Below are 17,259 nucleotides of genomic sequence, written 5' to 3'. Positions count from 1 at the left end.
TCCGGTGCCTCGGCCCTCACCAGGCGGCAGGGCTACCGTGCAGGGCGTGAGCACCGACACCGGCACCGACACCGGCCCCGTCCTCGTCCTGGGTTCCGCCTCCCCCGCCCGTCTGTCCACGCTGCGCACCGCCGGCCTCGCGCCGGTGGTGGTCGTCTCCGGCGTGGACGAGTCCCAGGCGGACGGTCTGCCCCCGGCCGAGCTGGCGCAGGCCCTGGCCGAGCTCAAGTGCGCCGCGGTGGCGCGCCGGGACGAGGTGCCGGCGGGCGCCCTGGTGCTGGGCTGCGACTCCGTGCTGGACCTCGACGGCGAGGCCCTGGGCAAGCCCGGGACGCCGGAGGAGGCCACCCGTCGCTGGCAGCGCATGCGCGGACGCAGCGGCGTGCTGCGTACCGGCCACTGCCTCATGGACACCGCCACCGGCGAGGTGGCCACCGCCTGCGTCGCGACCACGGTGCACTTCGCCGACGTCACCGACGCGGAGATCGAGGCCTACGTGGCCACGGGCGAGCCGCTCCAGGTGGCCGGCGCGTTCACGGTCGACGGCCTGGGCGGCGGGTTCGTCACCGGCGTGGAGGGCGACTTCCACAACGTGGTCGGGGTGAGCCTGCCGACGCTGCGGGAGCTGGTGCGGCGGCTGGGGCACGCCTGGCCGGCACTGTGGGCCCCTCGCTGACGATCGTGCCGCGGGCCTCCGGGCCCGGGTCGAGGATCGGCGCGGCGGCCTCGGCCACGGGCAGGGCCGGCGGCGGGGCCTGACCGGCGCCCAGGGCCTGCGTGCGGGCGTCCGACGCGTCGGGGTGGGTGAAGACGAAGGTGCGGAACAGCCAGAACCGGGCACCGACCCCCAGCGCCAGTCCCACGACGTTCGCGGAGATGTTGTCGCTGACCGGGTCGTCGAGCCCGAGCAGGGTGCGGCTCACCCACAGGCAGGCGACCGGGATGGTCATGGTGAGCACGTTGATGATCAGGAACGCGGTGCGTCCGCCGTCCGCGTGCGCCGGCACGCGGTGCCGGAACGCCCACGAGCGGGTGCCGCGATAGCTGATCACCATGCCCACCAGGTTGGCCAGCACGTAGGCGACGATCGGCTGGTCGGACAGCAGCGCCCGGTCGAAGAGTCCGACCCCGTGCACGAGCACGTTGAAGAGGACGGCGGCGACGATCGTCGCCAGGCCGCCGACCGCGAGGAAGCGCGTGGCCTCAGCGACGAGCCTCCTCAAGCGATCACCCACCCCACCAGGGTAGACGGCCCGGACGAGCCGGCAGGTGCACCCGCGGGCGCGTCGGCCGGAGCGAGGTGAGCGGTGCCACACGAGGCCACGCCGGATCGGGGCCGGCGCGGCAGGCCGCGCTACCAGCTGACGGGCAGGCCCAGGCCCCGGGCGAGGACGAGGCGCTGGACCTCGGAGGTTCCCTCCCCCACCTCCAGCACCTTCGCGTCGCGGTAGAAGCGGGCCATCGGGTGCTCCTCCATGAACCCGTAGCCGCCCAGCAGCTGCGTGGCCACGCGGGTGGCCGCCACGGCGTGCTCGGTGGCGGTGAGCTTGGCGATCGCCGCCGCCTGCTTCACCTCGGCGGCGGGGCGTCCGGCGTCGGACAGCGCGGCGGCCCGGTAGGTGAGCACCCGCGCCGTCGTCGTCCACGCCTCGAGGTCGGCGACCTGGAACGCGACCGCCTGACGGGCACCGATGGGCACGCCGGCGACCTCGCGCTCGCGGACCTGGACCAGCGCCGCGTCCAGGCAGGCTTGGAGGCTGCCCACGGCGAGCGCGGCGATCGCGATCCGGCCCTCGTCGAGCGTGGCGAGGAACTGCGCGTAGCCGCGCCCCCGCTCGCCGAGCAGGTTCTCCTCCGGCACCCGGCAGTCCACGAGGCTCAGCGGGTGGGTGTCGGAGGCGTGCCACCCGAGCTTGTCGTAGGCGGGCCCCACCTCGAGGCCGGGCGTGCCCGCGGGCACCATCACGGCCGAGATCTCGGGGCTCCCGTCGGGCCGCTCCCCGGTGCGGGCGGTGACGGTGACCAGCGAGGTGATCTCGGTGCCGGAGTTGGTGATGAACTGCTTGGCGCCGTCGAGCACCCAGGACCGTGCGCCGTCGTCCGCGTCCTCCAGGCGGGCCCGGGTGCGGGTGGCACCGGCGTCGGAGCCGGCCCCGGGCTCGGTGAGCCCGAAGGCGGCCAGGGCCCGGCCGGCGGCGAGGTCGGGGACGAAGGCCTCCTGCTGGGCGCGGGTGCCGAACCGCAGCAGCGGCGCGATACCGAGGCCGACGGCCGCCTCGAGGGTGATGCCCAGCGACTGGTCGGCCCGACCGATCTCCTCGATGGCGACGCAGAGGCTGGTGAGGTCGCCGCCGGCGCCGCCGAGGTCCTCGGGCGCGGTCAGCCCGAAGAGGCCGAGCTCGCCCATCTCGCGCACCGTCTCGAGGGGGAAGCGGTGCTCGCGGTCCCACTGGCCCGCGAACGGCGCGACCCGGGCGGCGGCGAACTCCGCGACGGTGCGGCGGAACTCCTCGTGCTCGCGGGAGAGCTCGAACCCCGTCGTCCCTCTGGTCGCCGTGCTCCCGGACGTCCGCGTGGTGCTCGCTGTCATGTGACGCACCTTACGCCCTGTGGTTAACGTCGGTTAACCACAGGGCGGTCGGAGGGGAGGGCGGGGCTCAGACCCGGAAGCGGCCGACGGCGACCCGCAGCTCCGTGGCCATGCGCGCGACGTCGTCGACGGCCAGCCGCGTCTGCGCCAGCGCCTGCGTGGTCGAGTCCGCGGCCTCGGAGACGCCGGCGACGTTCTGGGCGATCTGCCCGGCGCCCACGGATGCCTCGGCGATGTTGCGCGACATCTCCCCCGTGGTGGCGGTCTGCTCCTCCACGGCGGAGGCGATGGACGTCTGGTGGTCGCTGATCTCGCGCACCACGCCGTTGATCCGCGAGATGGCCTCGACGGCGCCCGCCGCGTCCCCCTGGATGGCCTCCACGCGGGCTGCGATGTCCTCGGTGGCGCGCGCGGTCTCCTGGGCCAGGTCCTTGACCTCGCTGGCCACGACCGCGAAGCCCTTGCCCGCCGTGCCGGCCCGGGCCGCCTCGATCGTGGCGTTGAGGGCGAGCAGGTTGGTCTGCTCGGCGATGGAGGTGATCGCGCGCACCACCTCGCCGATCTCCTCGCTGGAGGAGCCCAGCCGGGCGACGGTGGCGCTGGTGCCGTCGACCATGGCCACGGCCTCGCCGGCCACGCGGGCGGCGGCCGAGGCGGAGCCGGAGATCTCGTGGATGGACACGCCCATCTCCTCGGAGCCGGCGGCCACGGTGGAGACGTTGCGGGAGACCTCCTCGGCGGCGTCGGTGACGACCTGGGCCTGGACCGCGGTCTCCTCTGCCCCGGCCGCGATCTCGGTGGCGGAGGCGGAGAGCTCCTCGGCGGCCGCCGCGAGGGCGTCGGAGGAGGAGTGGATGGTGCCCATCAGCCCACGGACGACGCCGGCGGCCTCGTCCAGGCCCGCGGCCATGCGCCCCAGCTCGTCGCGCGAGTCCAGCCCCGAGGTGGCGGTGAGGTCGCCGGCGGCCAGTGCCTCCGCGACCCGGGCGACGGCGCCGGCGTCCCGCCCGATGCGGCGGGCGACCGCGAGCCCGACGGCCAGCGAGGCCAGGGCACCGACGACCAGCGCCACGGCGACGAGGGTGCGGGCCCGCGCGAAGTCGTCCTCGGCGGCCCGGACCGTCGCGGCCGCGTCGGCGGCCTCCACGTCGACCAGCTCGTGCAGGAGCGCACGGGCGGAGGGCAGGTGCTGGGCGTCGGGGTCGTCGGCCGCCTCGGCCCACGCGTGGTCGTCGCCCGCCAGCACGAGCGGGGCGAGGACGTCCTCGGCGTAGACCATGCCGGCCTCGAGCTCGGCCGCGACCTCCTCGACCAGCGTCGCCGCCTCGCCCTCGAGGCCGATGGCCCGCAGGTCCTCCACGCCGGCCCGGGCCTCCCCGGCCAGCGCCTCGGCCTCGGCCAGTGCCTCCGGCACGGCGTCGGGGTCCTCGACGAGGGCGGCGTCACGCAGCGCGAGCCCGATCTCGTCGACGGCACCGACGAGGTCGGCGGTCACGATGCCGGTGCGCACGTTGCGCTCGTAGAGCTGCTCCACGTCGCCCGACGTGGAGGAGAGCTCGACGAGGCCGAGGGCGCCGACGAAGGTGGAGCCGAGGATGCCGATCACGGCCACCGCCACGACCCGCGTCGCGACGGGCAGGTCGCCGACGCGGGTGCGGCGGCGCCGGCCATCGAGGCCACCGGGGCCTGAGGCCAGGTCGGACGTCGGGTCGGACGCCGGGTCGGACGTCCGGTCACGCATCGGGTCGGACTCGACCCGCGACCTGGCGGCGGGTCGTTCGAGCATGGTGGTCACGACGGACTCCTCTCGACCGCCCTCCCACTCGTGGGGCGGCCTCCGCAGGGCCGCATCGGCCGTGACGTGGCCCACCTGAGCAGGTTCCCGGGGTCAGCACCCATGGTCGAACCCTTGACCGACCTCGACCGACCTCGACCGACCTCGACCGACCTCGACCGACGTCGGTCCTGCCCGACGGACGTCGCGCAGGACCGCCCAGAACGTGGCGGGCAGCGCAACCCGTGGCCGCGGGACCTGGGCCACACGCCGTCGCGGACGGCCGACGGTACTGTGACGCCCGCACCACCCCAGTACGCGGCGTCGACGTCTCGTCGGCACCGGCCAGAGCAGGAATCGAGCAGGAGCGCACGTGCCGAGCACCAAGCCGTTGGAGAAGGTCCTCATCGCCAACCGAGGCGAGATCGCCGTCCGGGTCGTCCGGGCCTGCAAGGACGCCGGCATCGGCAGCGTCGCCGTGTACGCCGAGCCCGACCGCGACGCGATCTTCGTCCGCATGGCCGACGAGGCCTACTCGCTGGGCGGCGCCACGCCCGCCGAGACCTACCTCGACATCGCCAAGATAGTCGAGGTCGCGCAGCGCTCCGGCGCCGACTCCGTGCACCCCGGCTACGGCTTCCTCGCCGAGAACGCCGACTTCGCCCAGGCCGTGATCGACGCCGGCCTGACCTGGATCGGCCCCTCCCCCGAGGCCATCGACGCCCTGGGCGACAAGGCCAAGGCCAAGCACATCGCCGAGCGCGCCGGCGCCCCGCTGGCCCCCGGCACCAAGGACCCGGTCGCGGACGCCTCCGAGGTCGTGGCGTTCGCCGAGGCCAACGGCCTGCCGGTCGCCATCAAGGCGGTCTTCGGCGGCGGCGGCCGCGGCCTCAAGGTCGCCCGCACGATCGAGGAGATCCCGGACCTCTACGAGTCCGCCGTGCGCGAGGCCGTCACCGCGTTCGGCCGCGGCGAGTGCCTGGTGGAGAAGTTCCTCGACCAGCCGCGCCACGTCGAGACCCAGTGCCTGGCCGACACCCACGGCAACGTCGTGGTGGTCTCCACCCGCGACTGCTCGCTCCAGCGCCGCAACCAGAAGCTCGTCGAGGAGGCCCCGGCCCCCTACCTGACCCCTGACCAGCTGGAGCGGCTCTACTCCTCCTCCAAGGCGATCCTGCGCGAGGCGGGCTACGTCGGCGCCGGCACCTGCGAGTTCCTGGTCGCCAAGGACGGCACCATCTCCTTCCTCGAGGTCAACACCCGCCTCCAGGTCGAGCACTGCGTCTCGGAGGAGGTCACCGGCCTCGACCTGGTGCGCGAGATGTTCCGCATCGCCGCCGGCGAGGAGCTGGGCTACGACGACCCCGCGATCCACGGCCACTCGATCGAGTTCCGCATCAACGCCGAGGACGGCGGCCGCAACTTCATGCCCGCCCCCGGCACCCTCACCGCCTGGGCGCCGCCGCAGGGCCCCGGCATCCGCGTCGACGGCGGCTACGAGGCCGGGCAGACCGTGCCGGGCTCCTTCGACTCCCTCATCGCGAAGCTGATCGTCACCGGCCGCGACCGGCAGCACGCGCTGGAGCGCTCGCGCCGGGCCCTGTCCGAGTTCGTCGTCGACGGCATGCCCACCGTCATCCCGTTCCACGAGGCCGTCGTCTCCGACCCGGCGTTCGTCGGCACCGGTGACGACCACACCGGCCACTTCGACGTCTACACGACCTGGATCGAGACCGAGTTCGACAACCAGATCCAGCCCTACGGCGGCGACCTCGGCGAGGCCGAGGACGCCGGCGAGCGGCAGACCGTGGTCGTCGAGGTCGGCGGCAAGCGGCTCGAGGTCAGCCTGCCCGGTGGCCTCGGTGCCGTCGGTGCCGCGCCCGCCGCGGGCGGTGCGAAGAAGCCCAAGCGTGCGGCCAAGAAGGCCGGCGCCGCCGCGTCCGGTGACGCCGTCACCAGCCCGATGCAGGGCACCGTCGTCAAGGTGCTGGTCGAGGACGGCGCGAGCGTGGCCGAGGGCGACTCCGTGGTCGTCATCGAGGCCATGAAGATGGAGCAGCCCCTCAAGGCGCACAAGGCCGGCACCGTCACCGGCCTCTCCGCGGCCGTCGGCGAGACCGTCACCCAGGGCCAGGTCATCTGCGAGCTCAAGGACTGACGCTCCCCCGCGCACCCCGACGGCGCCGTGCTCCCCACCCGGGACGCGGCGCCGTCGGCGTTCCTGGCGCCCCGTGCCGCGCCCGGCCGCTAGGGTCGCGGACGTGAGCACCGACCCGGCGTCCGCGCCCACGCCACCGCCTCCGTCTGGGAGCACCGAGCCGAGCACCGGGTCGAGCGGGGGCTACGTGCTCCGCGAGCCCGCGCACCGCCTGCACCGGCGGGCGGTGCTGGCCTGGTACCTGGGCGAGGCCGGCGCCGCGGTGCTGGGCGCCGCCGTCGTGCTCGTGGCCGCCTGGCTGCTGCCCGACCGCTTCGTGCCCGACTGGCTGCCGTGGGCCCTCATCGCGCTCGACGTGGCCGCCGCGGCCGTCGTCCCGCCGTGGCGCTACCGGGTGCACCGATGGGAGGTCACCGACACGGCCGTCTACACGCAGACCGGCTGGTGGACCCGGGAGCGGCGGATCGCCCCGCTCTCCCGGGTGCAGACCGTCGACCTCGAGCAGGGCCTGGTCGACCGGCTGCTGGGGCTGGCCGAGGTGCGGGTGACCACCGCGAGCGCGGCCGGCGCGCTGCGCATCCCGGCCCTGGACCGGGCCACCGCGGAGCGGCTGGCCCAGGACCTCACCCGTGCCGCGGAGGCCATCGGCGGCGACGGCACGTGAGCGAGGAGCCGCGCTGGCAGCGCCTCGACCCCCGGATGCTGCTGGTCCACCCGCTGCGCCAGCTGGCCTCGCTGCTGCCCGCCCTCGCCGCGCTGTTCATCGCCGGCCGCGCGTTCAGCGGACCGTTCGGCGGCTTCCCGTGGGAGGTGCTCGGTGTCGCGGCGCTCGTGGCCGCCGGCGTGTGGCGCTACCTCGCCACCGAGTACCGGATCACCCCCGGGCGCGTCGAGCTGCGCCGCGGCCTGCTCCAGCGCACCGTGGTGACCGCCCCGCTGGACCGGGTCCGCACGATCGACCTCTCCACCACCCTGGTCCACCGCCTGCTGGGGCTCTCGACCGTGCGCGTCGGCACCGGCAGCGACGGCCCGGGCCTCTCGCTCGACGCCCTGCGCACCGGCGCGGCCGAGGAGCTGCGCGCACGCCTGCTCGCGCGGGCGGCGCAGCTGCAGGAGCACCGGACGCCGGAGCAGGCAGCCCTCGCCGGCGACGAGCCGACCGGCCCCGACGACAGCGCGAGCCCGGGTGACGTCGCCCCCGGGGACACCGGCGCGGCCACCACCCCGGCCTCCACCCCGTCCACCACCCCGGCCTCCACCCCGTCCACCACCCCGGCCTCCCCACCGACAGCCCCGGCCCCGACGTCCGAGGAGGTGCTGCTCCGCCTCGACCCGCGCTGGGCCCTGTACGCCCCGCTGTCGACGGCCGGCCTGGCGCTCATGGGCGTGGTCCTCGGCGGCGGCAGCCAGGCCGTCGTCCCGGTGCTCCAGGCCACCGGGTGGGACGCGTGGCTGAGCGCGCTCGACGTCAGCAGGCTCGGGCTGGTCGCCGTGCTGGCGCTCGTGGGCGTGGCAGCACTGGTGGTGGCACCGCTGCTGGCCATGGCCGGCTACCTCGTCGCCGGCTGGGGCCTCACGCTCACCCGCGGCCGCGGGCCGGACGGCGAGACCTGGCAGGTGCGCAAGGGACTGCTCACGACCACCGCCACCACGGTCGACGTGCACCGGGTCGCCGGCCTCGTGCTGGAGCAGCCCGTCGGCCTGCGGCTGGCGGGCGCGGCGCGGCTCCAGGCGATGACCACGGGCCTGGCCAGCGACCAGGCGGGCACCCTCGAGCTGGTGCCGGCCGCCCCGCGCCGGGTCTCCGAGACCACCGGCGCCGCGGTGCTGGGCACGCCCGACCCGCTCACGGTGCCCCTGGTGCCGCACGGCCCGGCCGCCGTCCGCCGCCGCTGGACCCGGGCGCTGGTCGCGCCGGCGGTGCTCACGGGCGTCGCGGCGCTCCTCGCCAGCCTCGCCCCGTTCCCGGACGCGTGGGAGGGCCCCGCCCTCACGGCGCTGCGGGTCGGGGTGCCGCTGACGCTGCTGGCGCTGCTCGTCCTGGCCGTGCCCGTGGCGGTGGGCCGCGCCCGCGCGCTGGGGCACGCACTGACGCCCACCCACCTGGTGGCCCGCCAGGGCTCACTGCTCCAGCGTCGGCACGCGCTGGACTGCGAGCACGTCATCGGCCTGACCCTGCGCGACACCTGGTTCCAGCGCCGGGAGGGGCTGGTCAGCCTGGACGCCACCACCGCCGGCGGGCCGGAGCGGGTCACGGTGCTCGACGTGGACGAGGCGGCCGCCGTCGGCCTCGCCGTGGCCGCGCAGCCGGGGCTGATGGCGCCGTTCGTCGAGCGAGCCTGAGGCCGACCAGAGAGCTCGTCGCGAGACGGCACCCTCCCGGGTCGCCGGTCCTCGCTAGCGTGTGCCCATGTTCTCGAAGGTGCTGGTGGCCAACCGTGGTGAGATCGCGATCCGGGCGTTCCGGGCCGCCTACGAGCTCGGGGCCGAGACGGTCGCGGTGTTCCCCCACGAGGACCGCTGGTCCGAGCACCGGCTCAAGGCGGACGAGGCCTACGAGATCGGCGAGCTGGGCCACCCGGTCAAGGCCTACCTGGACCCCGAGGGCATCGTCGAGGTCGCGGTGCGCGCCGGCGCGGACGCCATCTACCCGGGCTACGGCTTCCTCTCCGAGAACCCTGCGCTCGCCGAGGCGTGCGCCGGTGCGGGCATCACCTTCATCGGCCCCTCGTCCCGCGTGCTGGAGCTGACCGGCAACAAGGCGCGGGCGATCGCGGCGGCCAAGGCCGCGGGCGTGCCGACCCTGCGCTCGGTCGAGCCGTCCACCGACGTGGACGCCCTGCTGGCCGAGGTGGAGGCCTCCGAGATCCCCTACCCGCTGTTCGTGAAGGCCGTCGCCGGTGGCGGCGGCCGCGGCATGCGCCGGGTGGACGCCCCCGCGCAGCTGCGCGAGGCGGTCGAGACCTGCATGCGCGAGGCCGACGGCGCGTTCGGCGACCCCACGGTCTTCATCGAGCAGGCCGTCGTGGACCCCCGCCACATCGAGGTGCAGATCCTGGCCGACGGCCAGGGCGACGTCATCCACCTCTTCGAGCGCGACTGCTCGGTGCAGCGCCGCCACCAGAAGGTCGTCGAGATCGCCCCGGCGCCGAACCTCGACCCCGAGCTGCGCGAGCGGATCTGCGCGGACGCGGTGCGCTTCGCCCGCGAGATCGGCTACGCCTGCGCGGGCACGGTGGAGTTCCTCCTCGACCCCCAGGGCAACTACGTCTTCATCGAGATGAACCCCCGCATCCAGGTGGAGCACACGGTCACCGAGGAGGTCACCGACGTCGACCTCGTGCAGTCCCAGATGCGCATCGCGGCGGGCGAGACGCTCGCCGACCTGGGGCTCTCCCAGGACTCCGTGCAGCTGCGCGGGGCCGCGCTCCAGTGCCGCATCACCACCGAGGACCCGGCCAACAACTTCCGCCCCGACACCGGCCGGATCACCACCTACCGCTCGCCGGGGGGCGGCGGCATCCGCCTGGACGGCGGCACCGTCTACACCGGCGCGGAGGTCTCGGCGCACTTCGACTCGATGCTGGCCAAGCTGACCTGCCGCGGCCGCACCTTCGAGAAGGCCGTGGAGAAGGCCCGCCGCGCCGTGGACGAGTTCCGCATCCGCGGCGTCGCCACGAACATCCCCTTCCTCCAGGCCCTGCTGGCCGACCCGGACTTCTCCTCCGGGCACGTCACCACCGCCTTCATCGAGACCCACCCGGGCCTGCTCACCGCGCGCGGCTCCGGCGACCGGGCGACGAAGCTGGCCACCTACCTGGCCGACGTCACCGTCAACCAGCCGCACGGGCCGGCCCGCGTCTCGCTCGACCCCCGCAGCAAGCTGCCGGCCGTCGACCTCGCGGCCCCCGCCCCCGCCGGCACCCGTCAGCAGCTGCTGGACCTGGGCCCGGAGCAGTTCGCCTCCGCCCTGCGCGCCCAGGAGCGGGTGGCCGTCACCGACACCACCTTCCGCGACGCCCACCAGTCGCTGCTGGCCACCCGCGTCCGCACCCGCGACCTGACCGCCGTCGCCCCCTACGTCGCGCGGACGACGCCCGAGCTGTGGTCGCTGGAGTGCTGGGGCGGCGCCACCTACGACGTGGCGCTGCGCTTCCTCGGCGAGGACCCGTGGGAGCGGCTGGCCAAGCTGCGCGAGGCGGTGCCGAACATCGCCCTGCAGATGCTGCTGCGCGGCCGCAACACGGTCGGCTACACGCCGTACCCGACCAAGGTGACCGACGCCTTCGTCGAGGAGGCGGCGGCCACCGGCGTCGACGTCTTCCGCGTCTTCGACGCCCTCAACGACGTCGACCAGATGCGCCCCGCGATCGAGGCCGTGCGCGCCACCAACACCACGGTGGCCGAGGTCGCGCTCTGCTACGCCGGCGACCTCAACGACCCGCACGAGAAGCTCTACACCCTCGACTACTACCTGCGCCTGGCGGAGCGGATCGTCGACGCCGGCGCCCACGTCCTGGCGATCAAGGACATGGCCGGCCTGCTGCGGGCCCCGGCCGCCCGCCGCCTGGTCACCGCCCTGCGGGAGAACTTCGACCTGCCCGTCCACCTGCACACCCACGACACCGCCGGCGGCCAGCTCGCCACGCTGACCGCGGCGATCGACGCGGGCGTGGACGCGGTGGACGCCGCCTGCGCCTCGATGGCGGGCACCACCAGCCAGCCGCCGCTCTCGGCGCTGGTCTCGGCGACCGACCACTCCCCGCGCGAGACCGGCCTCTCGCTGACGGCCGTCAACGCGCTCGAGCCGTACTGGGAGGCGACGCGCCGCGTCTACGCCCCGTTCGAGTCGGGCCTCAACGCCCCGACCGGCCGCGTGTACACCCACGAGATCCCCGGCGGCCAGCTCTCCAACCTGCGCACGCAGGCGGTGGCCCTCGGTCTCGGCGAGAAGTTCGAGCAGGTCGAGGACATGTACGCCGCGGCCGACGCCATCCTCGGCCACCTGGTGAAGGTCACTCCCTCCTCCAAGGTGGTCGGCGACCTGGCCCTGGCCCTCGTGGGGGCCGGCGCCGACCCGGCGGCCTTCGCCGAGGACCCGGCGAAGTTCGACATCCCCGACTCGGTCATCGGCTTCCTCCACGGCGACCTCGGTGACCCGCCCGGCGGCTGGCCCGAGCCCTTCCGCTCCAAGGCGCTGGCGGGCCGGGCCTACACCCCGCCGAACGAGGAGCTCACCCCGGAGCAGGAGGTCGGCCTCGTCAACGACCGGCGGTCCACGCTCAACACCCTGCTCTTCCCGGGGCCGACGAAGATCTTCACCGAGACGCGGGAGACCTACGGGGACGTCTCGCGGCTCTCGTCCCTGGACTACCTCTACGGCCTGCGCAAGGGCGTCGAGCACACCGTCAGCCTCGGCGAGGGCAAGATGCTGCTGCTCGGCCTGCAGTCGATCAGCGAGCCCGACGAGCGCGGCTACCGCACCGTCATGACCTCGATCAACGGCCACCTGCGCCCGATCGAGGTGCGCGACGCGTCGGTCTCGGCGAAGGTCGCGACGGCGGAGAAGGCCGACACGTCCCGCCCTGGCCACGTCGCGGCGCCGTTCCAGGGCGTCGTCACCGTGGTCGTCGAGGAGGGCCAGGCCGTCGAGGCCGGCGCCACCGTGGCGACCATCGAGGCGATGAAGATGGAGGCGGCCATCACCGCCCCCGTCGCGGGCACCGTCAAGCGCGTCGCCCTGCCCGGCACGCAGGCGGTCGACGGCGGCGACCTGGTGCTCGTCCTGGCCTGATCGGCGGTCTCGAGGCTCGGCCGCGGGCGGCCTCGCACCTCGACCACCGGTCCCGCCCGGGGGGTCAGGGGGTGCGGGGCGTGACGATCACGTCGACGGCCACCAGGGGCTCCGCGGAGGTGCACGCGTAGGCGTGCGGGGCGTCGCCCGCGAAGGCGACGTGCACCCCCGGCCCGAGGTCCTGGACGCCGGCGGCGCTGGTGAGCCGGCCGGTGCCGCTGAGCACCGTCAGCTGCTCGACGGCCCCCGCCGCGTGCGCCGGGGACGTCCGCTCGCCGCCGGGCCGCAACCGGATCAGGTACACCTCGGTGACCCGGTCGGCGTCGGTCTGCACGTGCAGCCGCCGGGTGTGCAGGGCGTCGTCGGAGACCTCGTCGGTGCCGGCGTCCACCAGGGCCACCAGCGGCACGCCGAGGGGCCCGGCCAGGGCATAGAGGGTGTCGAGGGTCGGGTTGCGCTGCCCGGACTCCAGCTGGGAGAGCGTCGCCTTGCCCACGCCGGCCGCCGCCGCCAGCGCGGAGAGGGAGAGCCCTCGCTCGGTGCGCAGCGCCCGGACCCGGGCGCCGGTGGACTCACCTGGACCCACGCGCGCCTCCTCCCCTAGCCTGTTCCGCATACGGAACGTTCCGTCGACGGAACCACCCTATCCTCCAGGAGCGCAGCCATGGCGAGCAACACCACCGCACCGCCGCAGGCGGGTCGGCCCGGCTCCGGGCTCACCGCCCCGGTGACCGCCGGCGTGGTCGCGGCGGTCGTCGGCTTCTCCAGCTCCTTCGTCGTGGTGCTCGCCGGTCTCACCGCGGTGGGCGCCACCCCGGCGCAGGCCTCGAGCGGCGTGGCCGCGCTCTGCGTCGCCCAGGCGCTCGGCATGTTCTGGCTCTCCGGGCGGCACCGCGTCCCCGTCTCCCTGGCGTGGTCCACCCCCGGCGCGGCGCTGCTGGCGTCCACCGGCGCGATCGCCGGGGGCTGGCCGGCCGCGGTCGGCGCCTTCGTCGTCACCGGGCTCCTCGTGCTGCTGACCGCCCTGGTGCCGGCCCTGGGCGACCTGGTGGCCCGCATCCCGCCCAGCCTGGCCCGGGCGATGCTGGCCGGGGTGCTGCTCCCGCTGTGCATCGAGCCCGCCACCGCGCTGGTGACCTCACCGCTGCTGGTCGGCCCGGTGGTGCTCACCTGGCTGGTCCTGGTCCGCCTCACGCCCCGGTGGGCGGTGCCCGCCGCCCTGGCCGTCGCGTTCGCCGTGGTGGTGGTCGCGGGCGAGGGCGTCCACGCGGCGGACCTGGCCCCCACCCTCGCGCTCACCCTGCCCGCCTGGTCCGTCCCGGCGCTCGTCGGCGTCGCCCTGCCGCTGTACGTGGTGACGATGGCCAGCCAGAACGTGCCGGGCGTGGCCGTGATGAACGGGCTCGGCTACCGCGTCCCGTGGAGGGAGTCGCTCGGCGTCACCGGCCTCGGCACCGTCCTGGCCGCCCCGTTCGGCGGGCACGCGGTGAACCTGGCCGCCATCACCGCCGCCATGTCGGCGGGCCCCGAGGCCGGGGAGGACCGGGAGCGCCGCTGGGTGGCCCCCGTGGCGGCCGGCGTCACCTACGCCGTGCTGGCCGTCGGCTGCTCGGCACTGACCACCCTCGTGGCCGCCGCGCCGGACGGGGTGGTGCAGGCCGCGGCCGGGCTGGCGCTCCTCGGCACGCTGGCCTCGTCCCTCACCGGGGCGCTGGCGGCGCACGAGGACCACCTGCCGGCCGCGGTGTGCCTGGTGGTGGCGGCCTCCGGCGTCGTGGTCGGCGGCATCGGGGCCGGTTTCTGGGCGCTCGTGGCCGGGCTCGTGGTCCGCGCCGTGCTGCGCGCCGGGCGGCCGTCGACCTGACCAGGCCGGGCCTGACCAGGCCAGGCCGGACCAGGCCAGGCCGGACCTACCAGGAGATCTCGACCTCGATCTCCCCACCGTCCCCGGCCTCGACCTCGAAGCAGACGTCGACGACGTCGGGCACGGCCACGGTGACGGTGACCCCGGCTCGGGTCACGCGCACCGAGTTGTGCCGCTCCAGCGAGTCGGCCAGCTCGCGCAGCCGCGCGGCCGCCTCCTCCCGGGTCATCCGCTGGGTCTGCTCGAGCTCGAAGAGGTCGTCGGCCATGCCCCCAGCCTGGCACCAGGCCCCGCACGGGGCAGGTGCCGTTCCTCCTCAGCCGCGGAGCCGGAAGGTGAACCAGGTCGACCGCAGGCCCAGGGCGCTGCGGAACGCGTCTCCGCTCATCGTCACCGCGCCGGCGTCGCCCACGAGCCGGAGGCTGCGGACCCGGCCCTTCCACTGCCCGTTGCCGTCCCGGTCGAGGACCCGCACCTGCTGGAGGTCGCCGACCACCGGCCACAGTGCCTCCAGGCGCGCGACGGTGACGTCGGTGGACCACTCGTGCACGGTGTTGCCCGACCAGTCGTCCCAGGGGTCCTCCTGGGCCACGAGGTAGGGCGCCGACCCGGCCGACGTCCACCCGCCGGAGCTGGCGGAGAACTGGGTGAAGGCCGGGGCGCCGTCGGCCTCGACGACGGTGCCGGCGGTCGCCTCGACCGCCGCGTCGGAGGCGGGGTGCTCGTCGGTGACTCCGCCGTAGACCTGGCAGGACGTGGTGTCGCACAGGTCGTAGTGGCTCGCGCGGGGATGGTCCCGCTCGTAGGCGGCGTAGGTGCGCGCGGCGATCGCCTGGGCCTGCACCGCCGCCGGGGTCCACGAGGCCGGGACCTCGCGCGGCACCACGCCGCGCAGGTAGTCCTCGAGGGTGACCACGTTGACGGTGTCCCGGGTGCGCTCCCCCGGCGTCACGGTGGCCGAGCGCAGGACGCCGCGGTAGGCGCGCTCGGCGCCGCCGGCGACCAGCGTGACGGGCAGGCGCCCGGCACCGACCTGGGCGTCCCCGGTGGTGGTGAGCAGGCGGGTCCAGCCCTCGCGGTGCACGTGCGCCGCGACCTCGGTGCCGCCGTTGCGCAGCGGCCGCAGGCGGTACCGGTCGGCGTCCTGCCCCTCGCTGCCCAGCCCGGCGCCGAGGGCCAGCAACGGGGTGCGCTCACCGGTGGTCAGGTCGCGGGCCGCGAGCCGCGGCGTGGGCAGCACCACCAGCCGGTCGTCGGCGTCGGCGGTGAGCAGGACGCGGAGGCGCCCGCGAGCCCTCCCGACGTCGGTGCCCGGGTAGTAGAAGGCGATGATCTCGGCGGCGGTGAGGCCGGCGCGGGCCGCCCCCTCGGCGCCGTACTGCGAGAGCCCGTGGCCGTGCCCGAAGCCGTGGCCGACCAGGCGCAGCGTCGTCGTTCCGCTCACGTCCCACGAGCCGCGACCGGTGGCGGCGCCGGCGGGGGCGGCCGGGAGCACCGCCAGACCCAGCAGGAGCGCCAGCAGCGCGGTCGGCCAGAGGCCCCGCCCGACGGGTCGAGCAGCACGCGACGTCACGGGTGCCTCAGATCTTCCGGAACCAGGTGGAGCGCATGCCGAGGAGGTAGCGGAAGTCGTCGCCGGTCATGGTGCGCGAGCCGGTGCCCCCGACGACCCGGACGGACGTGACCCGCCCGCCCCAGGCGCCGTTGCCGTCGCGCGCGAGGATCTTGACCCGCTTGATGGCGCCGATCCCCGGGAACGCCGAGCGCAGCTCGGGGCCGGTGAAGCTGACCTCCCAGGAGTTGTACGGGTTGCCGGACCAGCGGTCCCACGGGTCCCGCTGGTCCACCTGGTAGGGCAGGCTGCTGCCCTGGGTCCAGCCCCCGTTGCTCGCGCTGAACTGGGCGAAGATGGGCTCACCACCGCGGACGACGGCCACCTTGCCGGTGGCCTTGATGGCGGCGTCGGTGGCCGGGTGCTCGGCGTCGGCGCCCCCGTAGACCTGGCACTGCGTGGTGTCGCAGATCTGGTAGGCCCGCGAGAGGGGCTCGGACCGCTCGAAGGCGGCGTAGGTGCGGGCGGCGACGGCCTGGGCGCGGATCGCGTCCGCGTCCCACGAGGTGTAGACCTCGGACGGCACGACGCCGCGCAGGTACTTCTCCAGCGGGAGGACGTTCACGGTGACGCGTCGGCGTCCGCCCTCGTTCTCGGCGGTGCTGCGCAGGGTGCCCCGGTACCGGGTCGTGCCGCCGGGCGTGACCAGCGGGATCGGCTTCCTGGCGCTCAGCTCGACCTCGCCGGGGAGCAGCCGGAGCCGGGTCCACTGCCCGCCGCGCAGGCGGTAGGCCACCTCGGTGCTGCCACCCTTGGCCCAGCGCAGGCGCCAGGCGACGGCGTTCGGCCGCTTGCCGGTGAGCGCGATGGTGCGGCCGCTGCTCAGCGAGCGGGCGGTGAGGCCGCGGACGGTGCGGACGACGGTGTTGCGGTCGGAGTCGCCGCTGATCCACACCGAGACCTTGCCGCCGATGCTGCCCAGCTTGGTGCGCGGGTAGTAGAAGCGGACGATCGAGCGCCACGACTCGCCCTGCACGGCGGCGCCCTGGGCGCCCCACTGGGACAGGCCACGCCCGTGCCCGTAGCCGCGCCCCTGGAGGCGCAGCTTCACGGTGGCGCGGCCGTCACCGCGGCCGGCGGCGACGCCGGCCGGGACGCCTTCGGCGCTCGTGCCGGAGCCGGGGTCGGCGGCCGACGCCGCCGGGAGCGAGCCGGGGGCGAGGCCGACGACCAGGCAGGCGGCGAGGCCGGCAGCGGCGGCGCGCAGCCGCGGGGCACCGGGTCGCGGGGCCGGTCGTGAGCCCGGGCGTGAGTTGAGCCTGGTGCGGACGGGGCGGGGGGACTTCCGAGACATGGTTCTCCACAGATCGGCGGGTGCTCGTGGGGGCGAGCCCGACAGGTCGATGAGACACGAGGATGCCTGCTCCGGCCAACCCCTGCACCCCGGACGTCACATCCTTCACCCTGGCCACGGCTCTCACGCGCCCTCCCGAGGCGCCGGGCATCCCGCTCCGACGCTCTCCGGGT

13 protein-coding genes are annotated in these 17,259 nt (G+C 75.3%); 6 read left to right on the top strand and 7 right to left on the bottom strand.

Annotated features, from left to right (window positions below):
* Positions 1–46: 46 nt before the first annotated feature.
* Positions 47–676 (top strand): Maf family protein, encoded by a 630-nt coding sequence (locus tag M8330_RS13575; protein ID WP_250827766.1) that lies wholly within the window; start codon positions 47–49, stop codon positions 674–676.
* Here the strand turns inward: M8330_RS13575 and M8330_RS13570 are convergent.
* From M8330_RS13570 to M8330_RS13560, 3 genes are all read right to left on the bottom strand, one after another.
* Complete coding sequence (locus tag M8330_RS13570; RefSeq protein ID WP_250827765.1) at positions 564–1,235, bottom strand: GtrA family protein; 672 nt, start codon at positions 1,233–1,235, stop codon at positions 564–566. The two genes, M8330_RS13575 and M8330_RS13570, sit on opposite strands and share 113 nt — an antisense overlap.
* A gap of 119 nt (positions 1,236–1,354) precedes the next feature.
* A complete protein-coding gene (locus M8330_RS13565) occupies positions 1,355–2,590 on the bottom strand; it encodes an acyl-CoA dehydrogenase family protein (protein WP_250827764.1) in 1,236 nt (411 codons plus the stop codon).
* A gap of 67 nt (positions 2,591–2,657) precedes the next feature.
* Positions 2,658–4,376 (bottom strand): methyl-accepting chemotaxis protein, encoded by a 1,719-nt coding sequence (locus M8330_RS13560; protein ID WP_250827780.1) that lies wholly within the window; start codon positions 4,374–4,376, stop codon positions 2,658–2,660.
* A gap of 361 nt (positions 4,377–4,737) precedes the next feature.
* Here M8330_RS13560 and M8330_RS13555 point away from each other — a divergent pair, with 361 nt between their 5' ends.
* The 4 genes from M8330_RS13555 to M8330_RS13540 all read left to right on the top strand — a co-directional run bounded on the left by M8330_RS13555 (position 4,738) and on the right by M8330_RS13540 (position 12,316).
* A complete protein-coding gene (locus M8330_RS13555; protein WP_250053395.1) occupies positions 4,738–6,522 on the top strand; it encodes an acetyl/propionyl/methylcrotonyl-CoA carboxylase subunit alpha in 1,785 nt (594 codons plus the stop codon).
* 103 nt (positions 6,523–6,625) lie between these two features.
* On the top strand, positions 6,626–7,186 hold the full coding sequence (locus M8330_RS13550; protein ID WP_250827763.1) for a PH domain-containing protein: 561 nt from the start codon (positions 6,626–6,628) through the stop codon (positions 7,184–7,186).
* Positions 7,183–8,865: a PH domain-containing protein gene (locus tag M8330_RS13545; RefSeq protein ID WP_250827762.1), complete on the top strand. Its 1,683-nt coding sequence runs from the start codon at positions 7,183–7,185 to the stop codon at positions 8,863–8,865. The genes M8330_RS13550 and M8330_RS13545 overlap by 4 nt, the downstream gene beginning before the upstream one ends.
* A gap of 67 nt (positions 8,866–8,932) precedes the next feature.
* On the top strand, positions 8,933–12,316 hold the full coding sequence (locus M8330_RS13540) for a pyruvate carboxylase (protein WP_250827761.1): 3,384 nt from the start codon (positions 8,933–8,935) through the stop codon (positions 12,314–12,316).
* Between the two features lie 64 nt (positions 12,317–12,380).
* Here the strand turns inward: M8330_RS13540 and M8330_RS13535 are convergent, their stop codons facing one another.
* Positions 12,381–12,902, bottom strand: coding sequence for a helix-turn-helix domain-containing protein (locus M8330_RS13535; protein WP_250053386.1), 522 nt, complete (start codon positions 12,900–12,902; stop codon positions 12,381–12,383).
* A gap of 78 nt (positions 12,903–12,980) precedes the next feature.
* Between M8330_RS13535 and M8330_RS13530 the strand changes: the two genes are divergently transcribed.
* Entirely contained in the window at positions 12,981–14,180 is a 1,200-nt protein-coding gene (locus M8330_RS13530; RefSeq protein WP_250053384.1) for a benzoate/H(+) symporter BenE family transporter, read from the top strand.
* Between the two features lie 46 nt (positions 14,181–14,226).
* On the opposite strand, the gene M8330_RS13525 is transcribed toward M8330_RS13530, so the two are convergent.
* The 3 genes from M8330_RS13525 to M8330_RS13515 are packed head-to-tail and all read right to left on the bottom strand — an operon-like array spanning position 14,227 to position 17,086.
* On the bottom strand, positions 14,227–14,448 hold the full coding sequence (locus M8330_RS13525) for an amphi-Trp domain-containing protein (RefSeq protein ID WP_250053382.1): 222 nt from the start codon (positions 14,446–14,448) through the stop codon (positions 14,227–14,229).
* A gap of 48 nt (positions 14,449–14,496) precedes the next feature.
* Positions 14,497–15,753 (bottom strand): SpoIID/LytB domain-containing protein, encoded by a 1,257-nt coding sequence (locus tag M8330_RS13520; protein WP_250827760.1) that lies wholly within the window; start codon positions 15,751–15,753, stop codon positions 14,497–14,499.
* Between the two features lie 7 nt (positions 15,754–15,760).
* Positions 15,761–17,086: a SpoIID/LytB domain-containing protein gene (locus M8330_RS13515; RefSeq protein WP_250827759.1), complete on the bottom strand. Its 1,326-nt coding sequence runs from the start codon at positions 17,084–17,086 to the stop codon at positions 15,761–15,763.
* Positions 17,087–17,259: the final 173 nt, after the last annotated feature.

The organism is Nocardioides bruguierae (genome assembly GCF_023656415.1).
Taxonomy (GTDB): Bacteria; Actinomycetota; Actinomycetes; order Propionibacteriales; family Nocardioidaceae; genus Nocardioides; species Nocardioides bruguierae.
This window is presented reverse-complemented; position numbering and strand designations above follow the sequence as displayed.